Source organism: Enterococcus sp. DIV0187 (assembly GCF_051713785.1).
Lineage (GTDB): Bacteria > Bacillota > Bacilli > Lactobacillales > Enterococcaceae > Enterococcus_A > Enterococcus_A avium.
The window spans coordinates 3,343,873-3,369,696 of record NZ_JBIOQO010000001.1; the positions used below are offsets into that span (position 1 = coordinate 3,343,873).

A 25,824-nucleotide genomic window follows, 5' to 3' on the forward strand; every position below is an offset into this window, starting at 1 on the left:
GTAGAGGATGGGAAATCAAGGAATTCTGTTGCGCAAAGTAACGTTAGACAAGACACTCAATCAACTGAATTTTTTTCTTAAAGGAGCTTTCATGATCTTATTGATGTATCTCATCAATGGGTGGCTGATCGAAAAAAATCTGCAAATCAAAGATGTTCAAATGGTGGTAGGACTGTATGTGCTAGTTTTCGTCGTTTTTTTCTTTCTTAAAAAGAGAAAAAATAGTTTGAGTGAGAATCAGATCATGCACGATTTAAAGAACTATTTTGATGTGCAGAAATTTTCTGATGTTGAATACTTAGATAAAAAATTGATTCAAGAGATTAAGCAACAACGGAAATTTGTTGCGAATAATGGTCAAATCGTAGGAACACAGCATTTCCTATTGTTTGATTTGACGGATGGCCAGTTTTTATTAATTCCTATAAAAAAAATAATGGGAGTGCAAATAGAAAGGGTCAATCAATATTTTTGTATCAACATACGAACAGAGGTAAAAAAGGAAAAAATATTTTTCAAGAAAAAAAACGAGGCGAATGGCTTTATCCATCAATATGAAAAATATTATTTAAGAAATAGTTAAGTACGTCACATTTTACAGCAAATATTTATAATGAGAAGTCATGGAAAACGTTTTCTTGCTGTGGGATAATCAGCTGTGAAATAAAACACAATAAAGGAGAGAATACAATGGCAGTGAATCGAATGATTTTGAATGAAACATCTTATTTTGGTAAGGGAGCAATTCAAGAGGTAGCGAATGAGGCTAAGATGCGCGGATTTAAAAAGGCATTAGTTGTTACGGATAAGGATTTATTGAAATTTGATGTAGCGACAAAGGTTACAGCGATTTTAGACGAAGCAGAGCTAAGTTACGAGATTTTTGACGGTATTGTACCTAATCCTTCAATTGAGGATGTGCAAGCGGGTGTCAAAGCCTGTCAAGCGGCGGAAGCAGATTATATTGTTGCAATCGGCGGTGGTTCTCCAATTGATACAGCCAAAGCGATTGGAATCATTATGACCAATCCTGATTTCTCTGATGTAATCAGTCTTGAAGGAGTCGCTGAGACGAAAAAGCCTTCTCTGCCAATTTTAGCAGTGCCGACAACTTCTGGAACAGCTGCAGAAGTCACAATTAACTATGTAATTACTGATAAGGCCAATCAGCGTAAATTTGTTTGTGTTGATCCTCACGATATCCCGATTGTTGCATTTGTTGATAGTGATATGATGATGGGAATGCCAACAGCATTATGTGCGGCAACAGGTATGGATGCTTTGACTCATGCGATCGAAGGATTTATTACTAAGGGAGCTTGGGAAATGAGCGACATGCTTCACATCAAAGCAATTGGGATTATCGGACATGCGTTGCGAGATTCAGTTGCGGGAGATCAAGAAGCACGAGAAAAAATGGCGTTGGGTCAATATATTGCCGGTATGGGATTTTCTAATGTAGGGTTAGGTTTAGTTCATGGAATGGCGCATCCATTATCTGCTTGGTATGATACTCCTCACGGTGTCGCCTGTGCGACACTCTTGCCATTGATTATGGATTTCAATAAAGAATACACTGGCGAAAAATATCGTGAAATTGCTGTTGCAATGGGCGTCGAAGGTGCGGTAGATATGTCATTAGCAGAAGTTCGTAATGCGGCAGTCCAAGCCGTGAAGCAATTAGGAATAGACGTAGGGATTCCGCAAAGCCTAACTGAGCTTGGCATGAAGGAAGAGGATGTGCAAAAAATCGCTGAAGATGCCTTCCGTGATGTTTGTTCACCAGGAAATCCCCGGGATGCTACATTAGAAGAGATCATTGATCTTTACAAATCTATGCTAAAATAATCTGAATTTAAAAAATAATATAATGCAAAAGCGGGTATGCTAATCAGCACACCCGCTTAGTTTAATATTAATCGTCTTCTTCAGGAACTTTGTTGTCTAAATCTGTTCGAACAATTAAAACGTCACAATCCGCATTGCGAATGACATATTCAGAGACTGAACCGATAAATAAACGTTCCACAGCATTCAAACCAGTTGCGCCAAGCATAATCAAATCAATTTGATTATTTTCAGGGATTTGATTAGCAATCATTACTTTTGGTGCGCCATATTCAATCACCTTGCTAATGTTTTTAACACCGGCTTTTTGTGCTTCAGCTTCATAATCGTCTAGAGTTTGCTTCGCCATATCTGTTGCTTGTTCTGCTAAAACATTGTCAAAAGAAGAAACTGTTTGAAACGCTCGTGTATCAATGACGTGAGCTAATAATAGTTCAGCCTGATTTCGTTTTGCGACATTTACCGCTTTTTTAAACGCCAATTCAGCTTCATTAGAGCCATCGACTGCCACCATGATTTTACTATATTCTTGATCCATCGTTCCCAACTCCCTTTTTTGTTTTAAAGTCTTTATTTTTCTTTCTAGAAAAAATAGAACTTAAATACAAGTCATATACTATCTTCTCACCTATTATTTTAAAACAAAAGTTTTGAAAATGGTACTGTTAACCTTTTTTTGTTTTTGAGCCCATCAATAAAGCAAAGATCGCTGCGACAACCAAAAGTAAGATCAAATACATCATCGAATAAGAACGGTTATTAATCAAACCGACCAAAATCGCCATAATCCCTAAGACAGCATAAATAATTCCAAATTGGCGTAAAAAGCTGCGTGACTCATTTTGTTTTTCCTCGCTAAATAGAACTAGCAATCCCTGAGGTTTTTTGATCAAATAATAGCTGCAAAATAATAGGATAAGTGCCAGTAAAAATAATAAAATGCGGATCATCTTTTTTCCTCCTATACAATAAAAAGCAATTTGCGTACGCAAATTGCTTTCACTCCATAAAAATGGAAAATTCCGTCGATGCCGTTATTCACCCGATAGTATTGATCCCGCAAGATACAGCAGGTGGGTTCCATGGTCTAAGCATTGAACTACCAAATGTAAAGGCATGTTACCAACTTTGACACAAGACAGATCCCAAGATATCAATAAAAATGTTCGGTCAACACTGAAATAGGCAACGCGCACATCACAGAATTTCCATCTCAATCATAGCACAGTCATTATTGAGACGCAACGAAGTGGCTTATATCTGTAAATGAGAAGTCATCCAAAACATTCACGTCTTCTATAGGTACATTGTATAAAAAAATAAGCGAATCTGTCAAAACAAAATGCTTATTTTGTTTTGATCTTTTGGTGAATAGAAGAAAAGATTTTTGACGGATTAATTAAAGTCTTTTCAATTTGGGTAATGTAGTAGTTGTCTTATTTTTTCTTTTTCCATTCTTCGATGCGCTGATATTGTTGACCAAGGGCTTGCTCGTACTTCCCCGTAGCTTTTGGTTCATAGTAGTGGGCATCTTTGATTTTGTCTGGTAAATATTGCTGATTCACCCAAGCATTCTCAAAGCTGTGTGGATATTGATAACCAACGCCGCGGTTCAGGGCTTTGGCACCTTTATAATGACTATCCCGTAAATGATCGGGTACTTCACCAGCATTTCCCATTCGAATATCTGTGATCGCCGCATCTAAGGCTGTGTAAGCCGAATTTGATTTTGGTGATAGACAGAGATCAACGACGGCATCGGCTAAAGGAATCCGTGCTTCAGGAAAGCCTAATTTTTCCGCCGCTTGAACGGCTTGAACCGTACGGGCAGCGGCAGCAGGATTAGCTAGGCCGATATCCTCGTAGCCAATCACCATTAAGCGCCGACAAATAATCGGAAGGTCCCCCGCTTCGACTAGCCGACCTAAATAATGCAATGCAGCATTGACATCACTGCCGCGGATTGATTTTTGAAAAGCGGAGATTACATCATAATGAGCGTCACCGTCTTTGTCATGAGTAAGTGCTTTTCGTTGAACACATTCCTCAATGATGGATAAGGTTAAATGAATTTTTCCCTCATCATTTTTGGGTGTGGATTTCGTAGCTAATTCTAACCCATTCAGTGCACTTCTCAAGTCGCCATTCGTTGCACGGGCTAAGTGGTTTAATGCCTCCTCATCCAATTCAACTGGGTATTCTCCTAATCCTCGCTCTTTATCGTCCAAGGCCGATTTGACTGCTGTAATAACATCCTCTTCATCTAGAGGCTTCACCTCAAAAATCTGAGTTCGGCTGCGAATAGCGGGATTGATTGTAATATAGGGATTTTCTGTTGTAGCGCCGATCATGACAATTCGTCCGCTTTCTAAATGAGGCAGCAAAAAATCCTGCTTCGTTTTATCGAGACGATGAACTTCATCCAGTAGCAAAATAACCGTGCCGCTCATCTTGGCTTCTTCAGCGACAATCTGTAAATCTTTTTTTGTATCAGTGGCGGCATTTAGCATCCGAAAGGCGTAATTCGTTGAGCCAGCGATAGCACTGGCAATGCTGGTTTTTCCAGTACCGGGTGGGCCATATAAAATCATAGAGGACAGCATTCTAGCATCCACCATCCGTCTAATGATTTTTCCGGTACCGACTAAATGCTGCTGACCGACAACTTCATCTAAATTGCGGGGACGCATGCGATAAGCTAAAGGCTGTTGCATAGGGAACCTCCTTTTAGTAATAGTTCCATTTTATTAATATGTATGATCAAAACTGGCAGTAGCTTTTGATAAGAATAACCTTTTCAAAAAAAGAAAAATAGTTGGATCCTCGTAGCCATGCCAATTTACTAATCTATTAAAGCAGAACTGGCAAATATACGTTCCCATTATAGCATTTTTCCTTTGTGTTTGCTGAGTTTTGATTGCTGGGCGTAGCATGCGGCAGGATTATTGTGTATCATGTAGAAGGTGAGGAAAATGGAGCAAGTAATTAACTATTTTAATACAGAATCAACGGAGAATATCGCTAAATACTTACTAGGTATGTATTTAGAGCATGAGACATCGGAGGGGAAACTAGGCGGTTATATTGTAGATTGTGAAGCCTATTTAGGTCCTGATGATGAGGCAGCGCATAGCTATGGTATGCGAGATACACAGCGTGTGCGAGCAATGTATGAAAAACCGGGGACAATCTATTTATATACGATGCATACCCATTTGATCTTGAACATGATCACACAACCGGAAGGAATGCCGCAAGGAGTGATGATTCGTGGCTTTGAGCCAGTAGAAGGTATTGAGCAAATGGTTCAGAATCGTCATGGCAGAACCGGCGCGATGATTTCAGATGGGCCAGGAAAACTAGTTGAAGCATTAGGGATTACTCGAGAATTATACGGCGAATCAATTTTTACTAGTTCACTGCATTTAGTACCAGAAAAAAGACGTGTTCCTAAACAAATTGATGCACTTCCGCGTATTGGAATACCTAACAAAGGGATTTGGACGGAAAGGCCTTTGCGATTTGTCGTTCATGGCAATCCTTACATAACCAAACAACGAAAGCTTTTAATAGAAGAAAATAATGGATGGAGGAACTGAAAATGGCAAAAGAGACCATGGTTACTTATTTAGATAACTACTTAAACAAGAAAATTCCCGATTATGAATTAGCACTGGACTGGGATACACGCAATCATAGCTTCGAGATTGCTTTTCGAATTTATGGTGAAAACAAGGGGCAGATCGAGCTTGATGATGTCGATGGAGTGGCTTCAGAAGAAGAGATTATTGAATTTGAAGATGCGATCTTATTAGTCGATCCTGAAAAATCTACCTACGATTCAGAGGATTTTTTAGCGGTAATCCCGTATGAAGGAAAAAAAGGCATGAAGAAAAATGATTTGACGGCAGTTGTCGATTATTTGAAAGAGGTCATTGAAGAGGGTCAAAGCGATTTGTTGGATTTCTTAGCTGATGATAGCGAGGATGCGATTTTTGAGATGAAATGGGACGATGCTGTGTTTAAGGCATTAATCAAACCAACTGACAGCAGTTATTTGCCGTATCCAAGTTATTAAGGATTTCAGTTTCTTAATCAATCAGTCAAAATATAATGAAGTATAGAGGAATGACATACGGCATGAAATTAGCCCATTTACTATGAATAAGGAGGTAAAAAGATGAAGTGGAATGAAGTCAAGGTAACAACAGAAAGCGAAGCGGTCGAGGCTGTTTCGAATATTTTAATGGAGGCAGGCGCATCGGGTGTCGCGATTGAAGATGCGTTGGACTTTGAGAATTACCAAGAAGATCAATACGGAGAACTTTTAGATAAGGAAACATTTTCTAGTCTAACAGAGGGTGCCGTTGTGATGGCCTATTTTCCAGAAACGATTTTCTTGCCCGAAATTTTGCCCTTCATTAAAACGAAGATCGAAAAATTACCCGAGTTTGGATTGAACATCGGTAAAAATATTGTGGAAGTTAGTGAAGTAGAAGAAAGCGATTGGGCGACGGCTTGGAAAAAGTACTATCATCCTGTTCGGGTGACCCGCTATTTAACAATCGTACCTAGCTGGGAAAAATACGAAGCCCAACATGAAGATGAAAAAATCATTACATTAGATCCTGGAATGGCTTTCGGAACAGGGACACATCCGACAACGAATCTGACTTTGCAAGCATTAGAAACTGTTTTGCGCGGTGGTGAGACAGTCTTGGATGTCGGCACAGGTTCTGGCGTATTAAGTATTGCTAGTTCGCTTTATGGGGCAAAAGATATCTATGCCTATGATTTAGACGAAGTCGCTGTTCGTTCGGCGCAAGAGAATGTTGATCTAAATGCGAATACTGAAAATATTCACGTTTCTGCCAATGATTTATTAGTTGGCGTGGAGCAAGAAGCAGATGTGATCGTGGCGAATATTTTAGCAGACATCATTGTTTTGATGATTGAAGATGCTTGGCGTTTATTAAAACCAGATGGGACATTTATCGTTTCCGGCATCATTGAAGATAAAAAAGATATGGTGTTGGAAGAAATGTATACGCAAGGTTTTGAAGTTGATCGAATCTTCCAACAAAAAGATTGGTTCGCGATTATTTTGAAGAAACCAGAGGAAGACTAGAATGCAACGCTATTTTTTAGATCAGGCATATGAACCAACTGTAGAAATCAGCGGGGAGCCGCATCATCATATGTCGCGTGTGATGCGCATGACGGTCGACGCGGAAGTATTTCTCGTATTCAATGATCAAACTGCGATTAAAGCGAAAATCATCGCCATCGATAATGATAAGGTGACGTTGAAAGTGGTTGAAAAAGAGCGACTACAACGAGAATTACCGATCGATATCACGATCGCCAGCGGTTTTCCGAAAGGGGAAAAACTGGAGCTGATCGTCCAAAAAGGGACAGAACTCGGAGCCCATGATTTTATTGCCTTTCCTGGTGAGAGTTCGGTAGCTAAGTGGGATGCGAAGAAGCAGCAAAAAAAACAGCAGCGGTTGAATAAAATCGCGCAAGAAGCAGCGGAACAATCCCATCGTCAAGCCTTACCAGTGGTGAAATTTGCTTCAGAAAAGGAATTGATCGCTGGTTTTGCTGATTATGACGCTGTTTTGATCGCTTACGAGGAATCGGCCAAGCAAGGAGAGCAAGCCCAGCTAGTTCAAACATTTCAACAATTAACTTCTGGACAAAAATTATTAGTCGTGTTTGGTCCAGAGGGTGGATTGACTCCAAAAGAGATCGAAAATTTTCAGGAAGCTGGCGGAAAGCTTTGCGGTTTAGGACCACGAATTTTACGAACAGAAACAGCGCCCTTCTATCTTTTGAGCGCGGCAAGTTTCTATTATGAACTACAACACTGATTTGATTGAAAAAGCTTACGAGAGTTTGTATAATAAGAACAATCATTTTCAGAAAACAAGGGGGAACGTCACATGGCAAAAGAAGTTGAATTGACCGGTCCTGACGTCATCAGGATGGTTAGTACGTACATGGGAAAAGAGCACGTGGCGTTTGTACAAAAGGCCTACGACTTTGCATATGAAGCCCATAAGCCTCAGATTCGCAAATCAGGAGAGCCTTACATTATTCATCCGATCCAAGTTGCAGGGATTTTAGCGGACTTACATATGGACCCTCACACGGTTGCGACAGGTTTTTTACATGATGTTGTAGAAGATACGCCTGTAACATTAGAGGATTTGAAGGTTGAATTTGGTGAAGATGTTGCTTCGTTAGTTGATGGCGTCACCAAATTAGGGAAAATCAAATACAAGTCTCACGAAGAACAATTAGCAGAAAATCACCGGAAAATGCTGTTGGCGATGGCGCAGGATTTGCGCGTCATCATGGTCAAGTTAGCCGATCGTTTGCATAATATGCGGACTCTGAAATATCTACGTGATGACAAGCAACGTCGAATTGCCCGCGAAACGCTGGAAATCTATGCCCCACTAGCTGATCGTTTAGGGATGAGCCGGATTAAATGGGAATTAGAAGACACCGCATTACGCTATTTGAATCCAAAGCAGTATTACCGGATTGTTCATTTGATGCGCAGTAAACGTGATGAACGAGAAGGTTTTGTTGCCGAAGCTGTCGAAGAAATCAAAGAAGCAACGAAAGAATTAGGGATCGAAGGCGATATCTATGGTCGTCCCAAACATATCTACTCAATTTATCGCAAAATGCGAGATCAGAAAAAACAATTCGATGAAATCTATGATTTGTTAGCAATTCGTGTAATCGTGGATTCGATCAAGGATTGCTATGCTGTACTTGGTGCGATTCATACGAAATGGAAACCAATGCCGGGGCGTTTCAAGGATTACATTGCGATGCCAAAGGCCAACATGTATCAGTCGCTTCATACAACAATCATCGGACCGAGCGGCAATCCAGTAGAAGTTCAAATTCGTACTCATGAAATGCATCAAATCGCTGAGTTCGGGGTTGCAGCTCACTGGGCCTACAAAGAAGGCAAGACTGATAAGCAGGAAACAACACAAGATAACAAGCAGTTGGATTGGTTCCGTGAGATCATCGAGCTACAAGATGAAAGCTACGATGCGTCTGAATTTATGGAAAGCGTTAAAGGCGATATTTTCAGCGATAAGGTTTATGTGTTTACCCCTAAAGGTGATGTGACAGAGTTGCCTAAAGGTTCAGGACCATTGGATTTTGCTTACAGTATTCACACCGATGTTGGTAATAAAACAACTGGAGCCAAGGTTAACGGCAAAATGGTGCAGTTGGATTATAAATTGAAAAATGGCGATATCATTGAAATTATGACCTCGGCTAACTCCTTTGGACCAAGTCGTGATTGGCTAAACTTAGTAAAAACCAGTAAAGCAAAAAATAAAATCAAACGCTTCTTTAAAACTCAAGATCGGGAAGAAAATGTTACCAAAGGTCATGATGCAGTTGTTAAATGCATCAATGATCTAGGTTTTGTACCCAAGGAGATGCTGACGAAGGACAAGCTTTCGGATGTGCTGGACAAGTTCAATTTCCACAGTGAAGAAGATTTATATGCAGCGATTGGCTTTGGTGAAATGAGCGCCTTGACCTTTGCTAATCGTCTAACCGAAAAAGAACGTCGGGAACAAATGAAGCAAAAACAGCGTGATGCTGTTGATGAGATGGTCAATAATCCCAAAGAGCCTGAAAAAATCAAGGTACGGCATGAAGGCGGTATTGTCATTCAAGGAATCGACAATTTATTGATTCGGATCAGTCATTGTTGTAATCCTGTTCCAGGGGATAATATCGTCGGTTATATCACTAAAGGTCGCGGGATCTCGATTCACCGATCCGACTGTCCGAATATTACGAAGCAAAAAGATATTCAGCAGCGGTTGATCGAAGTGGAATGGGAAGATACGACAAATTCAGTCCAAGAATATAATGCTGATTTGGAAATTTATGGCTTCAATCGTGATGGTTTGCTAAACGATGTTTTGAATATCGTTAGCGGTATGACTAAAAAATTGGTTAGCGTCGAAGCAAAACCAACCAAAGATCGATTGGCTGTCATCAACTTGACCTTTAAGATTCAAAACTTGAATCATTTATATTCAATCGTTGATAAGGTCAAGACCATTCCAGATGTCTACAGTGTGAAACGGACGAAAGGGTAGGAGGTTTCTTATGCGAGCAGTTATTCAACGTGTGAGTGAGGCAAGTGTAACAATTGATGAACAAGTTGTCGGCAAGATCGGTCGCGGCTTCATGATTCTTCTAGGCATTCATGAAGAGGATACTCAGGAAGATGCGGATTATTTGATTCGCAAAATCCCTTTATTACGTGTCTTTGAAGATGCAGGAGGAAAAATGAATCAGTCATTGCAGGATGTTGGCGGCAGCGTTCTAAGTGTTTCACAATTCACACTATATGCGGATACGAAAAAAGGGAATCGACCAAGTTACGTAAAGGCAGCTCGCCCTGAAACAGCGATTCCCTTATATGAATATTTCAACGAAGGCCTACGCAAAGCAGGGTTAGTCGTTGAAACCGGAGAATTCGGTGGCGATATGGATGTAGCATTAATCAATGATGGGCCTGTCACGATTCTTTTTGACACAAGAGATAAATAACGAACGAAGTACAAAAGTTTGATCGCTTTTGTACTTTTTTTGTATCCATTTCAGTATAAATAAGAGATAATTGTACAAAATAGGAGAATAAGTATTTCAGTTCCTCCTAATATAAACAAGGAGTCGAATGTATGAAAACACGAATGGAATATGATTCAATGGGCCCAATTGAAGTGCCAAAAGAGGCTTGGTGGGGGGCGCAAACCGAACGAAGTCGCCAAAATTTTAAGATTGGCGGTGAAAAAATGCCACCGGAATTATTGCGTGCTCTTGTATTGGTAAAAAAAATGGCAGCTGTGGCCAATCAGAGGACGGGAAAACTAGCTGCGGAAAAGGCATTGGCGATTCAGTATGCCGCTGATCTGCTGTTAAAAGGTGAAAACTGGGATGAATTTCCATTGGTGGTTTGGCAGACAGGCAGCGGCACACAGAGTAATATGAATGCAAATGAAGTCATTGCTCATTTGGCAAGTCAAAAGGATTTGACTGTTCATCCGAACGATGATGTGAATATGTCTCAAAGCTCAAATGACGTTTTTCCAACTGCGCTACACATTGCTGGAACATTTGCTATTGAGAGAACTTTACTACCGGCAATCCATGAGATGGTCAGTGTATTAAAAGAATTAGAAGAAAAGAATCAGCATGTGATTAAAATTGGACGGACGCATTTACAAGATGCGACTCCAGTGACCTTTGCACAGGAAGTCAGCGGTTGGCGTTCATCCCTAGAGCATAATGCAACGATGTTGGCCAATAGTTTAACAGAATTGCGACAGTTAGCAATTGGCGGTACAGCTGTTGGGACCGGTCTGAATGCATCGAAAGCTTATGAGCGAGCATTTATTGAAGCGTTGAACGAAGAGACTGGGATTCAATTTAGCGGAGAAACTAACAAGTTTCACGCATTAGCCAATCGCGATGCGGTTGTTTATGTTAGCGGCGCGTTAAAGGCATTGGCAGCGAATTGTATGAAAATGGCAAATGATATCCGATGGTTAGCAAGTGGGCCTCGTAGTGGGTTAGGGGAGATTACCCTGCCAGCTAACGAACCTGGGAGCTCGATCATGCCGGGTAAGGTTAATCCGACACAGTGCGAGGCGTTAGCGATGGTCGCAGTACAAGTAATGGGGAATGATACGGCAATTGGGATTGCGGCCTCACAGGGAAATTTTGAGTTGAATGTTTATTTACCATTGATTGCTTTTGACCTGCTGCAAAGTATTCGATTGCTGACAGATGCGCTGCATTCCTTTAGTGATAAATGCTTAAAGGGATTGGTTGTGAACGAGGATCGGATGGCAGACCTTTTGGAACAGTCTCTAATGCTGGTGACGGCTTTGAATACGCATATTGGCTACGATAAAGGTGCTGAAATTGCTAAGAAAGCTTTCAACGAGGGAACGACTTTGAAAGATTCTGCTTTATCGTTAGGTTATGTGACAGAGGAAGAATATGAGAACTGGGTTCGTCCGGAAAAAATGATTGGAGAGAATGTTGATGACTATTTATGATGAAGCCTTAACTGCACATGAAAAATGGCATGGAAAGATTGAAGTAACTAGCAAAGCCAAAGTCCACAACAAAGATGATTTATCTTTAGCCTATACGCCAGGGGTAGCTGAGCCTTGTCGGAAAATCGCCGAAGATAAAAATAAAGCTTATGACTATACTTGGAAAAGTAATAGTGTTGCGGTTGTTACGGACGGCACAGCTGTTTTAGGCTTGGGGGATATCGGACCAGAGGCTGCCTTGCCGGTAATGGAAGGAAAAGCACTGCTATTCAAAGAGTTTGCAGACATCGATGCTGTACCGATTTGTTTAAACACAAAGGATCCGCAGGAAATTATCCAAATTGTTAAAGCGATTGCGCCTACTTTTGGCGGAATCAACTTAGAAGATATTAGTGCCCCACGTTGTGTAGAGATTGAACGTGCCTTAATTGAGGCATTAGACATTCCAGTCTTTCATGATGATCAACATGGGACTGCCGTTGTTGTGACGGCTGCCTTAATTAATGCATTAAAGCTGGTTAAGAAGGAAGCGAAAGATTTGAAGGTCGTGATCTCGGGAACAGGCGCGGCCGGCAGTGCGATCATCCATATGTTGGTTGATCTTGGTGTGAAGAATATCATTGCCTTTAATAAAGATGGTGCGTTGAATGACGAGATGACAACGGCTACTTTTGTTGAAAAGGAAATCTTGGAATTAATCTCGCCAACTGATTTTACTGGTACGATGCCAGAAGCTTTTGTTGGTGCAGATGTTTTCATAGGTGTTTCTGCACCGAATTTAGTTACCAAAGAGATGGTCGCTTCTATGAATGACGGCAATATTGTTTTTCCGATGGCAAATCCAGAACCGGAGATCACTTATGACGAAGCGATTGCCGGCGGTGCTTCAGTCGTGGGGACCGGGCGTTCAGATTTTCCAAATCAAATCAATAATGTCTTGGCCTTCCCTGGTCTGTTCCGAGGAGCATTTACTGCTGAAGCCACAAAAATTACTTCACGGATGAAATTGGCCTGTGCGCATGCAATTGCTGATTCAATTCCTTATGGGGAACTGAACTCTGATTACATCATTCCTTCCGCTTTTGATGAAAATGTCGTGGATTTGATCACAATGAAGGTAGCCGAGGCCGCTAGAAAAGATGGCGTGACACGCTAACACGAATGCTGTCATATCAAGGGTGGAAAGAATTTTCTATCGAGCTGCTGCCGTAGTTTAAAAGTATCAAATCCAACTTTTGAAGGTGATCAAATGGAAATCAATCAAAAAATCAAAACAGAACGGCAAGCCGCAGAATGGACACAAGAACAATTAGCAGATAAAATTTTCGTATCGAAGCGTACGATTTCAAATTGGGAGACGGGCAAGACTCTTCCTGATATTGAGAGTGTCCTGCGCTTGGCGAAAGTTTTCCAAATTTCGTTAGATGATTTATTGGTAGAAGATTCTGCTGTAGTGAAAGAATTGAAACGAAAAGAAGAGCTGGCGAATATATCCGGTATTTATTATTTGGGGCCAGTGTTGACAGGGATTATTCTGATACTTTTAATGTATTTGCCTTTACGAAATGCTAATGAAGTATTTTTGTTATTGATCGTTGCCGCCTTAATAACAAACTTTAGTACTTTATCTGCACTTAAGTGGAAGATCGCTCACTTGAAAGGCCAAGAAGAAAAGTTTTATAAAGAATTGAAATACATGAAAATCGCCGGTGTGAGTATGGTTGTAATTACTTTTATTTTTATCATCGCATTACATTTCATTTAGAGAAGAGGTCCTTAAATGAGTAAAATATTCAAAATGAGCTTTGGTTCGATTTATCTCCTGTATCTTAAAAAGATCGAAAAAAAGGGTCGAAGTAAAGAAGAGTTAAATCAAGTTATTTATTGGTTGACTGGATATGACGAAGAGGGACTGCAAAAGCAAATTGATTCTGGTAATGATATGGAAACTTTTTTTGCTGAAGCTCCAGAATTGAATGAAAATGTTTCTTTGATCAAAGGCGTAATCTGCGGCTATCGAGTGGAGGATATTGAAGATCCTTTGATGCAGAAAATCCGTTATATGGACAAATTAGTAGATGAATTAGCTAAGGGTAAGAAGATGGAAAAAATCTTACGGAAATAATTGTCGCAGCGAGTCTTTTTTGATTCGCTGTTTTTTTATAACCTTTTTTATTGAATGATGTCATGTTAAACTATGTGCAATTAAATAGGAAATGAGGATTTGTGATGGATCGAAAGTGGCGAGTGATCAATAGACTGGGAAGTATCATTTTTGTGTTACTTGGAATCTCGATGTTCTATATTTCTTACGATAATTGGCAAATGGATCAAGAATTTCTTGCAAGTGCTAAGGGGCGTTCTTTGGGAACGGTCCATATTGAACAAGGCGTTCAGACTGTCAATTTTCCTGAGAATAGTTATGGAGTATCAATTGATGGGAAACGTAAAGAGGGGGAACAGGTTTACATTTACTATCAAAAAGACAAGCCTTATCGTATCTCTACCTCACCTAACGAATATCAGACAAAACAAGATATTATCAAACCGCTATTAGGTGGTATTTTCATTATAGGTTATGTCATGTTGGCTCAAGTTTTCTCGTTAAAGTATAAAAAATTCGTTGAAATACAATGAATCAATTCATCATTCTAGATTTTTATATAAAGGACCACTAAGCAAGCTTTCTTTTTATGGATGTAAATAGAAAAAAGCCTCATTTAATGGATGGATTTTTCAAACCATATAAGGTTTTGTGGTATACTACGTAGGAATCTATTTTTAAAGGAGGAGCCTCATGGCAGAGAAAGATACATTTTATATTACCACGCCAATTTATTATCCAAGTGGCAAGCTGCACATTGGGAATTCTTATACAACGATTGCCTGTGATGCGATTGCTCGCTACAAACGCATGATGGGCTTTGACGTGTTTTATTTGACTGGGGTCGATGAACACGGACAAAAAATTGAAAAGAAAGCCGAAGAACTTGGTGTAAACCCACAAGAGTATGTAGATAAGATGGCAACGGATATCAAAAAGTTATGGAAGACGTTGGATATCAGCTACGACAAATTTATTCGGACAACAGATGATTATCATCAAGCGGCGGTTAAAAAAATCTTTGACCAATTGTTAGAACAAGGAGATATTTATCTAGGCGAATACGAAGGTTGGTATTCTGTTTCTGATGAAGAATATTTTACTGAGACACAATTGGATGAAGTATATTGTGATGAAGAAGGCAACGTGATCGGCGGGAAAGCGCCAAGTGGTCATGAGGTCGAATTGGTGCGTGAAGAATCTTACTTCTTCCGTATGAGCAAGTATGCGGATCGTTTAGTGGAATATTATGAAGAGCACCCTGAATTTATCCAACCGGAATCACGTAAAAACGAAATGATCAATAATTTCATTAAACCAGGTTTGGAAGATCTAGCGGTTTCACGAACAACCTTTAAATGGGGGATTCCAGTGAATGCGAATCCTGAACACGTGGTTTATGTTTGGATTGATGCGTTATCAAACTATATTACTGCTTTAGGTTATGGTTCTGATGATGACAGTCTATTCCAAAAATACTGGCCAGCAGATGTTCAAATGGTTGGTAAAGAAATTGTACGTTTCCACACGATTTATTGGCCAATCATGCTGATGGCCTTGGACTTACCATTACCAAAGAAAATTTACGGTCACGGCTGGTTAATGATGAAAGACGGAAAAATGTCTAAATCAAAAGGAAACGTCGTTTATCCTGAAATGTTAGTCGAACGTTATGGTTTAGATGCTGTACGTTACTATTTATTAAGAGCAATCCCATTTGGTTCAGATGGCGTATTTACACCGGAAGATTTTGTTTCTCGGGTGAATTACGATTTAGCGAATGACTTAGGAAACTTATTGAATCGTACAGTGGCTATGATCAACAAATATTGTGACGGCGTTGTTCCAGCTTATAAATCGTTAGTGACGGATTTTGATAGTGAACTATCTACAACGGCTGCGAATGTCGTGAGTCGTTACCGTGAAGCAATGGATAAAATGGAATTCAACAACGCGTTGGCAGAAGTATGGACATTGGTTTCTCGTGCAAACAAATACATTGACGAAACAGAGCCTTGGGTTTTAGCGAAGGATGAAGAACGCAAAGCGGAATTAGAAAGCGTGATGGTTCATTTAGCTGAAAGCTTGAGGATCGTAGCGATTCTTTTACAGCCAATCATGACACAAACACCTAAACGTATTTTTGAACAATTAGGTCTAAATGCTGACATGATGAATTTAGCGACAATTCATTTTGGAGAATTCCCAGAAAATACGAAGGTGACGCCAAAAGGCAAACCAATCTTCCCACGTTTGGATATGGATGAAGAAGTTGCTTATATTAAAGAAAAAATGTCAGAAGGTAGTCAGCCAGAAGAAGAAAAGATCAAATGGAATCCAGAAGAAACCGAACTTGTTTCAGTCAAGGATAAGGAAATCAAATTTGATGTTTTCGATAAAGTCGAATTAAAAGTCGCAGAAGTCATGGAATGTAAAAAAGTCGAAGGGGCCGACAAATTATTGCAATTCCGTTTAGATGCTGGTGACAAGCAAGATCGTCAAATCTTGTCTGGCATTGCAGAATTTTATGCAGATCCAGAAAGCTTAGTTGGTAAAAAGCTGATTATTGTTGCAAACTTGAAACCACGCAAAATGCGCGGCGAAATCAGTCAAGGAATGATTCTTTCAGCGGAAGCACCAGACGGTACATTGAAGGTCGTCGAAGCACCAGCTGATATGCCTAATGGCGCAATCGTAGGATAAATGAAAAGTCGAAATCCAAACATATGGATTTCGACTTTTTGTTTACCTGATTTTTTTGATAAATTTTCTCGTGAAAAGAATAATCCAGATTAAGCTGTTTGCCGTTCCAAGCAATAGAGTGAACTACTCACCACTTAGCTAAACCTATCGGATCTTAACGCTTGAAGTGGGAGCTTCTTGGGAAGAGAGCATACTTGATAGCGTATTTCTTTACTAACAGAGGTGTCTCTTATTTACCAAGCTATCTCCGTAGTTCCTACGGTTCTTGAGTGTAACTAAGCTAATGATTGTATTCTAAGACTTTCGGTCAGAATGTTGATACTAGCGTTGATATCTCGATCGTGATGAGTATGACAAATAGGGCAAGTCCATTCTCGAATTTCGAGAGATTTCTTGCCATCTTTGTGTCCGCATTCTGAACAAATTTGACTAGACGGAAACCATTTGTCTACTTTGATTATTTCACGTCCATACCAGTCAGCCTTGTATTGTAATTTAGTCACAAAACTAGACCAAGATACATCAGAAATGCTTTTTGCCAATTTATGATTACGCAACATACCTTTTGTGTTTAAGTCCTCGATACAGATAATATCGTGATTTTTGATAATTTCTGTACTCAACTTATTTAGAAAATCAGTACGTTGATTCATTACTTTTTCGTGCAATCTAGCCACTTTACGTTTTTGTTTTTGATAATTTTCAGCTTCAAACAGATTGATACCTTTCTGTTTAGCTAATAATGCTCGTCTTGACAACTTGCGTTGTTCACGTTTGAGTTTCTTTTCCATTTTGGACGTGAATTTATTATTATCAAATTTTTGACCGTCAGAAAGAATCGCAAAGTTCGTAATACCTAGGTCAATCCCAACAGCAGAATTAGATTTAGGTAGTTCGCTAATTTCTTCTTTGCACAACAAAGAAATATAATATTTACCGCTAGAATGGCGTGATATTGTAGCAGATTTGATATTCCCGTTAGATTGTCTATGAAGTTTAATTCTGATTAAGGATTTCAACTTAGGAACTTTGATGAATTTATTATCAATCAAAGCAATTGTGCCGTTTTGATTATTCGTTGTATAACTCTGAACAGGATTTTTCTTACTCTTGAAACGTGGGAATCCAACGGACTTATCACGAAAGAAATTTTTGTAGGCTTTATCTAAGTTGAGTTGAGCATTCGCTAAAGCAAGACTATCCACTTCTTTCAAAAATGGAAATTCTTTCTTGTATTTAGCGGGGGTGGGAAAGGTCATTTCTTTAGAAGAATCATTTTTTATTTCTTCGTATGCCTTTTTTCGGTCATGGAGCATTAGATTATAGACCTTACGGACACAACCAAAAGATTTGGCAAAGAAGATTTCTTGTGCTTCTGTTGGATATAATCTGAATTTGTATGCTTTTAGCCGTTTCATAAAGTTCACCTGCTTCCTATTTATGATTGTTTCCTTGATTTTGAATATATTTCTTTATGACATCAATTGGTGCGCCGCCGGTAGTCAAAAGACAAAAACTTTTAGACCAAAACATTTCCTTCCAAAGAAATCGTTTTACTCTTGGAAAGTCACGTTTTATCAAACGAGAACTGGCACTTTTATAGGCATTGATGAATTTTGTCAGTTCCGTTTTTGGTTGTGCTTTGAACATGATGTGAATATGGTCTTTATCATGATTCCACTCAACTAAAGTAATATGATACGATTTTGAAATTCTTTCAAAAGTATCTTTAGCATAATCTGATATTTCATCATCAATCACTTGTCTACGATACTTTGTAACTAAAACAAGGTGGTAATAAAGAAGAAACACTGAATGGTTATTTGTGTCTAATTCCATTGTTATATCAACCCATTTCTTATATAGACTGATTATAACATGAGATAAAATAAAAAGGCAATATGCCTTAGGTGTCGGTTTTCGAGTTACCAAAGGCAACTCTCATACCGAACGGCATTCATCACCCACCTGTAGAGGATGGGCGACTTCTGCCTAAATTAGTTAAAAATAGCATGATAGCATCCCGCATGACAACAAGCATACCAATCGAGAAAACTTTAAGTATTTACCGCATATTTCGTTCTCCTGACGCAGACGAGCCATTTTTTTTCCATCTGTTTAATCTGAGCCGTGGTCATCGAACTACCAGCGACAGGGGTGTTGTTTTTCTTCCATTTGTAAATCGTTTGTTCTACAATGCCATATTCACGGGAAATTTCGGCGACAGGTTTTCAAGTTGCGACGAGTTGAAGGATCATGACCTTTCTTTCTTGATGAATTCTCCATATTATCTTAATGATCTTTTTGGTTGTACTATAGTTTCAAGTATTTTTAGAACTGGGTAAAAATACTATATTTTTAGTAATAGACTAAATACTTCTTTTTTTGAATTTAAAAATAACGAATTTCAATTTTCGTAGTAAATGTAAATTGAATCACTTAGATAAAAACTTACCTATAATTATTCTTTTGTGTAAAAGAATTTTTGTTCGCAATCATAACCTAACTATATTTTTAGGATATTAAAAATATAGCTAGGTTAGTGTTGTTATCATACTTTTAGGAGATATATTCAATTTTCCTTTAGAATTATTAATACGAATTAAATTAAAACCATTTAATTAATAATATATTAATTAAATAAATACTCATTTTTTTAATAGATACTAAAAGATAAGAGTCTAATAACGATGAGCAGAGCTTATAAGGTATGGAAATAAACGTAATTCCACATTATTATTCTTAATAAATAACTAGAATAAAATTAATTTCAAATTTGAAAATCTCCATTATATTTAATAGAATAATAACACCGATGTAGGTATTTTCGGGTGAAGGGAGGTTAAAAGATGCTTAGGGGAAAACTACAGTTTCTAATTGTGTTAGGGGTCATTTTTTCAAGCTTAGTAGGTTTGTTGGATGTGAAAACACAGACATTTGCAGAAACAAGTTCAAACGTGTTAATTGACGAGCCATTTCTGAATGTTTCTTATGATACAGAGCAAACGGAAGAAGGAAATGTTTTTCGAGTCAATTTAAAACGAGAAGCTGACGGTGAGCAGAAAGAAAGTCGTTTGAAGTTAAAGCTACTAACGGAAAGCAACGAAGTGATTGAGTATCCTATGGTCAACGGGATGGAAAAGAAGGATGACTGGTTCATCGAAAAAGAATTTACCTCTTCAGCAAAATATGTTTTAAAAGTTGTGCTTCCTAAGAAAGAGAAAAAGCTTCAATTGTTCATCGAACTAAATGAACAAAGTTTGAACAATCAAACAAAAGAAAAAAGTACAAAGGAATCGAATACGGATGTTCTTGGGCTAACAGAGCCTTTAGTGTTGGAGATGGGAAAAACAGAGAATTCAAAAAGCTCTAAAAAATCGGCTTCTAGTAGTTCAGCTAATCAAGAAGCTCCAGTTACGGCAAACAGTTTTTCGCTCTATTCTGATCAGAATAGTCAATCACAATTGGCTGGTGTATCAGCTGCAAGAAGTTCTAGAAATTTAGTTCATGAAAATTTTTACACCAACAAAGTACCAAGCTATAAAACGGATAATGGGAAATATCCGGAATATTCATGGCAGCCGACAGGACAGACCAACGTCATCAATCATCAAGGGGGAAATGAAAGTGCTGCTGGCTGGGATGGGTTAACCAGCTGGAACGTACAAGGTGATGATCGAACGAACTCTTATATCCATTATGGTGATGCGAGTAACCCCAACTTATCATTGCGGAAACTGGCAATGGAAACGAACAAAAAGGACGAATTCGATGTTCGGTTAAATGTTCGCGGAAATTACAATTATAAACCAGGTGTTGATATTGTTTTTCTACTGGATAATTCAGGTTCGATGACTACCAAGAAAAAGAGTGACGCTGTAGCTTCGATTGAAAAACTAATTACTGAAGTGAAAAAGATCCATGTTCCAGATGCCGATAATATCCGTATGGGGGCACATGTCTTTTCAGATTATCTACCTGGCAGTCCAGATGCCACAGTAGCGATCTCAGGTCAGGAAAGTGCTTGGGACAATATTGTTAATCAATACAGGAATCTTACGCCAAGTGGAGGGACATTTACCGAGCGTGCCTTGATGGTTGGTAAGGATGTACTTGATGCTGCTGATCCTGATGGGACAGATGGTCGAAAAAAATTGATGTTTATTCTGACAGACGGGGCACCGAATCTTAGCTTCTATCCAACGGGAGCAGTAACGGATTCGAGTATGTATTTTGACCAAGTTTACATCACTAAAAATTCTGCAAAATATCCTGAAGGAGATCCCAATGCGGGAAAATATCGTAGTGGAGACCAATTAGGGAATTGGGAATATTCTGTTGGGCTTAAGGAGCCATGGCCAGTTGGTAGTTTGAAGATCACAAGTCACATTACGACGACTAATTCAACTGCACGAAATCTTAAAGATGCTGGAGTAGAGATTCATTCTCTGGCACTGGACATTGGACCTACTGCTACAGAATATCGTCATGCAAAAGCAGATATGATCAAAGGCCTATATAAAATGTCTTCGAAAAAAGCCAATGCTACTGGCGAAACGCAAAATGATTACTTCTTTTATGAAACGGATAATAGTGAGGAATTAACGGAATATACCAAGAATTGGTATCATACGATTCTGCGAACAGTCGATGCAGGGAAAATCAATTTTTCTATCGGGAATATGGTGGAACTTATTAGTACCCCCGTTGCGAGCTCAGTAGGAGAAACATCCGTTGAGTTACCGACAGTGACCAGCAGCAATGGAAAAATTGAAGTGAGTAATATCAATTTGTTCGGCGGTCAGGAAATTCAGCTTGATTACAAAGTTCGCCTGAAAACTGAGGATGCAAGTTTTGTGTCGGGAAGATGGTATCCGGTCAGTACAGATTTTGTTGAATTGACACCCACGCCAACACGTACAACGGATTTATTGTACTTTGGGATTCCTTCGGTTCGAGCGGTGAATGAAGACTTTGTCATTCCGGTAAAAAAAGTCTGGTCAAACGATTCTGAAGACTACTGGCAAAAACGACAAGAAATAACTGCTGTTCTGCAAAGGAAAAACGGGAACGAATGGACAAATGTTCATCAAGTTAAGTTGAATGCAGGGAATAATTGGACTGCTGATTTTCCGGCAGTTGTTGGGAAGACAGATATTGATTATCGCGTGATTGAGAAGGTTGGCAATCTGGATAAAGTACCAGGCTATGCGAAGCCGGAATACAGCAAGACAAGTTTCAGTTCCAACAATTTGGGTACTAATGGGATTGTCATCACGAACCGCTTAATGACAACTGACTATACGTTTACCAAGTTGAAAGAAGATGGAACAGCCTTTACGAGAACGAACAAACCTGAGTTTACGATTGAAGATACTAAGGGAAATAAACTCACGGGTATTAAACCAAATGATGCCGGCTTAGTTAAGATTGAGGGGTTACCAATAGGGACTTACACAGTGAGTGAATCTGTCGTTCCTACCGGCTATAAGAAGATGGCTGATTTTACGATCGTCGTCACGGAAAAAGCGGATGGAACTGGTGTTGTCGCCAAGGTCAATGGCAGAGAAGAAAGTATCACTGTTATCAATGAGCTTAAAGAAATCGTTATTCCAGTTGAGAAAAAATGGGTAGACGAACGAGATGGAACAGCGAATTTCTGGAAGTTGCGGCAAACAATAACTGCCGTTCTGCAAAAAAAGGATGGAGAAAATTGGATCGACCTTTATCAAGTTTCATTGAATGCTACAAACAGTTGGAAAAATTCTTTTCCAGCGGTGGATCGAGATTCCAATATTACTTATCGAGTGATTGAACGAGTTGGAAATGTCGAAAAAGTGTCAGGGTATGAAAAACCAAGTTATAGTCAAACCTCTTTTCAATCAGCAACGCTGGATGCAAAAGGAATCCTTATTACTAATAAACTGATGACCACTGATTATTCCTTTAAGAAAGTGATGGAGAATAACCAACCTTTTTTCGGTGATAGTTTGCCAAAATTCAAACTTACAGAAACAACAAAAAACATTGAAGTTATAGACAATGTTGCGCCAGATGCAAGTGGAATCGTTGAATTCAAAGATCTGCCGATCGGCACGTACCGAGTAAGTGAAACCTTTGTTCCAGAAGGCTTTAAAAAGATGGATGATTTTACGTTTTCAGTGACTGAAAAGGCCGATGGTACAGCGGTTATTGCTGATTCAACGAATAAAACAGTCGTAAATAAGTTGAATGAGTTCAAGTTGAAAGTCATAAAGACGAACGAGCAAGGAGCAGAAATCGAAGGTGCTGTCTTCCGCTTGCGAAATTTATCAGGCACTTACAATAAAACAATCTCTTCAGGATCGACCTTTACTTTTACTGGTTTGAAGTCAGAGCTCTATTTCTTAAAAGAAGTCACTGCACCAGACAGCTATGTCGGTTTAGAAAAAGAGATTGCTGTTGATATTTTTGAGAGTGGTCATGTAGGGGTCGAAAGCCATCCTCTGGTAACGAGTTCAACCAAACTAGGTGAAACAGAAAATGTAATTACTTTAAAGGTGAAAAATCGCAGACAAACGGGTGTACTCCCTAGAACTGGAAGTTTCGGGAATCGGTACTTCGTTCTATTTTCTATTATTTGCTTAGTAGCAGGCAGCGGATTGGGTGCAGTCTACTTATACATTAATAGAAGGAGGGACTAGACATGAAAAAAAAGCGACTACTTTTCTTGTCCCTTCTAGCAGTCTTGATTGGAGTTAACATGTTGACGAGTTCCGTTTCAGCAGTTACAACAAATGAGAAAGTCGAAATCATCATCAATACAAGACCAAAAGAGGGAGAAAAAGTTCAAGGAACCGATAATTTGAACTTTACGATCTATGATTTAACGAATTGGCGTCACTCAAATGTGATGTCAGAAAAAGAAGCCAAGGAATTCTTGCTAGATAAAAATGCAACCAAAGAAGAGATGCAGAGCTTTATTCGAACAGAAGGATTGAAACCATTAAGTGAAGAGGTATTGACAGTCAATAGTGAAGGGGAAGCTAGGACCGCACTTCCACGATATCAAGAAAACAAGGATGCGGCTTATCTGATTTTAGCTAATGGAGAAACCGGAAAATTTCATTTTCTGCCAGTTGTTTTATTCTTTCCGCAACACGATGTTGACTCGGAGTTAGAGATATTCAAAGTGATGATTTATGGAAAGTATGCAGAAGAAAAAGAACCGTTAGTAGTCACACCGCCAACTGAAACGACTGAGCGACTGGTGGTTCCTAAAACACCAGTAGATACTTCCGGTAAATCATTTCCACAAACGAACGAGCTTGTAAATAGCTACTCAGTACTTGGCGTTCTCATTTTTATTCTGGCAGTTATGGGTCTAAAAAGACCCAAAAAAATAGGGGGGGAAAATAATGAAACATAAAGTAAAATGGACAGGATTATTAACAGCAATTGTGTGTCTCGTACCACTACTAACAGGGTTATTTGGTTTGAGTGAGAATGCGGCAGCTGCAGAAACAGTGGCAGTAACCTTGCATAAAAAGAAAATGGATGAATTTCCAAATGAGGCAATTAAAAATACTGGTAAAGAAATGAATGAATTCAGTCATTACGAGGGTTTACCAGGTGTGGAGTTTACCGCGTGGGATGTAACTGCAGATTTTTATGCTAAACTGGCTTTGACAGGAAATGAATCGGAAGCCGAAGTAAAAACTAAAACGGAAGCATTGATGAAATCTTTTACTTTAGATAAATCAAAAGCCACTGAAAAAGGAAAGCAAACAACTAACGGTAACGGCGATGCAACGTTTGATGCATTGGAGAAACGAGCAGCTGACGGAACCTATAACGTCTATTATTTTGAAGAGAAATTACCAACAGGCTATCAAGGCTATTCAAATCCAACCATTCTGATATTGCCAGCGATGGATGGAGCGACTGAGTTAAGCACGATCCACTTGTATCCAAAAAATAAAATCGTTGATAAAGAAGTACCTGAGAAAATCTTAGTAGATGAGAACGGAAATAAATTACCTGATGTTCCTGCAGGAGAAAGTTTTTATACTTTTGAAGTTGGGAAACAGATCAACTACAAAGCGTCATTTACTTTTCCAAGTCAAATCGGTGAAATCATCACAGATGGCGCAACGAGTGCGCAGCAAACGCGTTACAATAAATTCGCATTCGTCGATCAGTTGACTAAAACAGGTGTAAAATTTGAGGGAATCTCAAAAATTGTGATCGATGGACGTACAATTGAGGGCAGTGATTTAACTGAATTCTATAGCCATATGACATTGACACCGCAAAACACTGCTTCTCCTTATTCAGACTATGCCGGCTTTACTTTAGCCGCTAATTTCAATGCTGAAACAAGTGTTTCTAGTGCGGCTGAATTTGCTAAGTCGAAGGCCACAGCTGATTATTTAAAACAATTTGCCGGCAAGAAAATTGAAATCACTTATGGCGTCAGTATGACAGAATTTACGCCTGTCGATGAAAAAATTGACAATGATCTAGTTGTAGAAATCACACGTGATGGTGATGTGAATGATGACCGTAACATTCTTAATCCGCCTCCAGGTTTCGGAACCGGTGGTCATAGATTCTTGAAACATGAAAGCGGCAAGGAGACTCAAACGCTAGGCGGAGCAGAGTTCGTCGTAGGCCGTGATAACGGTGGTAATGATGAGTATCTAAAACAAGATGTGGAAGGTGGAACTCCGGTCTGGGTAAGTGATCTATCTGCTGCAACGAGATTCAAATCAGAGGCTGATGGGAAAATCAAGGTAACTGGTTTGGAAATGGGCAGCTACTTCTTGAAGGAAACGAAAGCACCAAACGGTTTCGTTAAACTAGTAGAGGATACTCCGTTTGAAATCAAAAATGGTTCTTACGCTGAATCAACAACACTGAAAATCCCGAATGCGCCAAAAGGCTTCTTACCATCAACCGGTGGAAAAGGGATCATCGCCTTCCTAGTTGTAGGTTTAGGCTTAATGTTGATTGCAATCACTAAGTATCGTAAAGTTAACGAACAAGCAGTTTAATCCATAAAAG

The 25,824-nt window shown here is 39.2% G+C and carries 23 protein-coding genes and 1 other RNA gene; 17 read left to right on the forward strand and 7 right to left on the reverse strand.

Annotated elements, in window-relative coordinates:
• The first annotated feature begins 7 nt into the window (after positions 1-7).
• Both IGI52_RS16410 and fucO read left to right on the forward strand, forming a co-directional pair.
• On the forward strand, positions 8-583 hold the full coding sequence (locus tag IGI52_RS16410) for a hypothetical protein (RefSeq protein WP_102872223.1): 576 nt from the start codon (positions 8-10) through the stop codon (positions 581-583).
• 107 nt (positions 584-690) lie between these two features.
• Complete coding sequence (gene fucO, locus IGI52_RS16415; RefSeq protein WP_311872070.1) at positions 691-1,848, forward strand: lactaldehyde reductase; 1,158 nt, start codon at positions 691-693, stop codon at positions 1,846-1,848.
• Positions 1,849-1,915: 67 nt separating this feature from the next.
• Here the strand turns inward: fucO and IGI52_RS16420 are convergent, their stop codons facing one another.
• From IGI52_RS16420 to IGI52_RS16435, 4 genes are all read right to left on the reverse strand, one after another.
• Positions 1,916-2,386 (reverse strand): universal stress protein, encoded by a 471-nt coding sequence (locus IGI52_RS16420; RefSeq protein WP_048720611.1) that lies wholly within the window; start codon positions 2,384-2,386, stop codon positions 1,916-1,918.
• A gap of 127 nt (positions 2,387-2,513) precedes the next feature.
• The gene (locus IGI52_RS16425) at positions 2,514-2,798 is read right to left on the reverse strand and encodes a hypothetical protein (RefSeq protein ID WP_016181138.1); all 285 of its coding nucleotides are present in this window, start codon (positions 2,796-2,798) and stop codon (positions 2,514-2,516) included.
• Between the two features lie 65 nt (positions 2,799-2,863).
• Positions 2,864-3,057: non-coding RNA, 6S RNA (ssrS, locus tag IGI52_RS16430), on the reverse strand.
• Between the two features lie 227 nt (positions 3,058-3,284).
• Positions 3,285-4,562, reverse strand: a complete 1,278-nt coding sequence (locus IGI52_RS16435; protein WP_326932214.1) for a replication-associated recombination protein A — start codon at positions 4,560-4,562, stop codon at positions 3,285-3,287.
• A gap of 258 nt (positions 4,563-4,820) precedes the next feature.
• On the opposite strand from IGI52_RS16435, the gene IGI52_RS16440 reads away from it, so the two are divergent.
• The 12 genes from IGI52_RS16440 to metG all read left to right on the forward strand — a co-directional run bounded on the left by IGI52_RS16440 (position 4,821) and on the right by metG (position 16,779).
• Positions 4,821-5,447, forward strand: coding sequence for a DNA-3-methyladenine glycosylase (locus tag IGI52_RS16440; RefSeq protein ID WP_016181136.1), 627 nt, complete (start codon positions 4,821-4,823; stop codon positions 5,445-5,447).
• A gap of 2 nt (positions 5,448-5,449) precedes the next feature.
• Positions 5,450-5,926, forward strand: coding sequence for a DUF3013 family protein (locus tag IGI52_RS16445; RefSeq protein ID WP_016181135.1), 477 nt, complete (start codon positions 5,450-5,452; stop codon positions 5,924-5,926).
• Positions 5,927-6,028: 102 nt separating this feature from the next.
• Positions 6,029-6,976, forward strand: coding sequence for a 50S ribosomal protein L11 methyltransferase (gene prmA, locus IGI52_RS16450; protein ID WP_016181134.1), 948 nt, complete (start codon positions 6,029-6,031; stop codon positions 6,974-6,976).
• A 1-nt stretch (position 6,977) separates the two neighbouring features.
• On the forward strand, positions 6,978-7,721 hold the full coding sequence (locus IGI52_RS16455) for a 16S rRNA (uracil(1498)-N(3))-methyltransferase (RefSeq protein WP_438781737.1): 744 nt from the start codon (positions 6,978-6,980) through the stop codon (positions 7,719-7,721).
• 72 nt (positions 7,722-7,793) lie between these two features.
• A complete protein-coding gene (locus IGI52_RS16460) occupies positions 7,794-10,001 on the forward strand; it encodes a RelA/SpoT family protein (RefSeq protein WP_016181132.1) in 2,208 nt (735 codons plus the stop codon).
• 10 nt (positions 10,002-10,011) lie between these two features.
• Positions 10,012-10,458, forward strand: a complete 447-nt coding sequence (gene dtd, locus IGI52_RS16465) for a D-aminoacyl-tRNA deacylase (RefSeq protein ID WP_016181131.1) — start codon at positions 10,012-10,014, stop codon at positions 10,456-10,458.
• A 131-nt stretch (positions 10,459-10,589) separates the two neighbouring features.
• A complete protein-coding gene (gene fumC / locus IGI52_RS16470) occupies positions 10,590-11,972 on the forward strand; it encodes a class II fumarate hydratase (RefSeq protein ID WP_438781740.1) in 1,383 nt (460 codons plus the stop codon).
• Positions 11,959-13,128 (forward strand): NAD(P)-dependent malic enzyme, encoded by a 1,170-nt coding sequence (locus IGI52_RS16475; protein ID WP_438781741.1) that lies wholly within the window; start codon positions 11,959-11,961, stop codon positions 13,126-13,128. The genes fumC and IGI52_RS16475 overlap by 14 nt, the downstream gene beginning before the upstream one ends.
• A gap of 93 nt (positions 13,129-13,221) precedes the next feature.
• Positions 13,222-13,737 carry a helix-turn-helix domain-containing protein gene (locus IGI52_RS16480; protein WP_438781742.1) on the forward strand — a complete coding sequence of 172 codons (516 nt, stop codon included), beginning with the start codon at positions 13,222-13,224 and terminating at the stop codon, positions 13,735-13,737.
• 15 nt (positions 13,738-13,752) lie between these two features.
• Positions 13,753-14,097 carry a DUF2200 domain-containing protein gene (locus tag IGI52_RS16485; RefSeq protein WP_438781743.1) on the forward strand — a complete coding sequence of 115 codons (345 nt, stop codon included), beginning with the start codon at positions 13,753-13,755 and terminating at the stop codon, positions 14,095-14,097.
• 104 nt (positions 14,098-14,201) lie between these two features.
• Positions 14,202-14,609, forward strand: coding sequence for a hypothetical protein (locus IGI52_RS16490; protein ID WP_438781744.1), 408 nt, complete (start codon positions 14,202-14,204; stop codon positions 14,607-14,609).
• A 160-nt stretch (positions 14,610-14,769) separates the two neighbouring features.
• Positions 14,770-16,779 (forward strand): methionine--tRNA ligase, encoded by a 2,010-nt coding sequence (gene metG / locus IGI52_RS16495; protein WP_311872083.1) that lies wholly within the window; start codon positions 14,770-14,772, stop codon positions 16,777-16,779.
• Between the two features lie 275 nt (positions 16,780-17,054).
• On the opposite strand, the gene tnpB is transcribed toward metG, so the two are convergent.
• The 3 genes from tnpB to IGI52_RS16510 all read right to left on the reverse strand — a co-directional run bounded on the left by tnpB (position 17,055) and on the right by IGI52_RS16510 (position 18,995).
• Entirely contained in the window at positions 17,055-18,197 is a 1,143-nt protein-coding gene (gene tnpB, locus IGI52_RS16500; RefSeq protein ID WP_311872085.1) for an IS200/IS605 family element RNA-guided endonuclease TnpB, read from the reverse strand.
• A 16-nt stretch (positions 18,198-18,213) separates the two neighbouring features.
• Positions 18,214-18,618, reverse strand: coding sequence for an IS200/IS605 family transposase (tnpA, locus tag IGI52_RS16505; RefSeq protein WP_216411134.1), 405 nt, complete (start codon positions 18,616-18,618; stop codon positions 18,214-18,216).
• Positions 18,619-18,836: 218 nt separating this feature from the next.
• Entirely contained in the window at positions 18,837-18,995 is a 159-nt protein-coding gene (locus tag IGI52_RS16510) for a hypothetical protein (protein WP_353802284.1), read from the reverse strand.
• Positions 18,996-19,628: 633 nt separating this feature from the next.
• Here IGI52_RS16510 and IGI52_RS16515 point away from each other — a divergent pair.
• Genes IGI52_RS16515 through IGI52_RS16525 form a run of 3 tightly spaced genes read left to right on the forward strand, consistent with a single transcriptional unit; the run spans position 19,629 to position 25,814 of the window.
• Positions 19,629-23,462, forward strand: coding sequence for a SpaA isopeptide-forming pilin-related protein (locus IGI52_RS16515; RefSeq protein WP_438781745.1), 3,834 nt, complete (start codon positions 19,629-19,631; stop codon positions 23,460-23,462).
• Positions 23,463-23,464: 2 nt separating this feature from the next.
• The gene (locus tag IGI52_RS16520) at positions 23,465-24,187 is read left to right on the forward strand and encodes a pilin N-terminal domain-containing protein (protein WP_311872091.1); all 723 of its coding nucleotides are present in this window, start codon (positions 23,465-23,467) and stop codon (positions 24,185-24,187) included.
• Complete coding sequence (locus IGI52_RS16525; protein WP_216409775.1) at positions 24,177-25,814, forward strand: SpaH/EbpB family LPXTG-anchored major pilin; 1,638 nt, start codon at positions 24,177-24,179, stop codon at positions 25,812-25,814. Before IGI52_RS16520 ends, IGI52_RS16525 begins: the two co-directional genes overlap by 11 nt.
• Positions 25,815-25,824 lie beyond the last annotated feature (10 nt).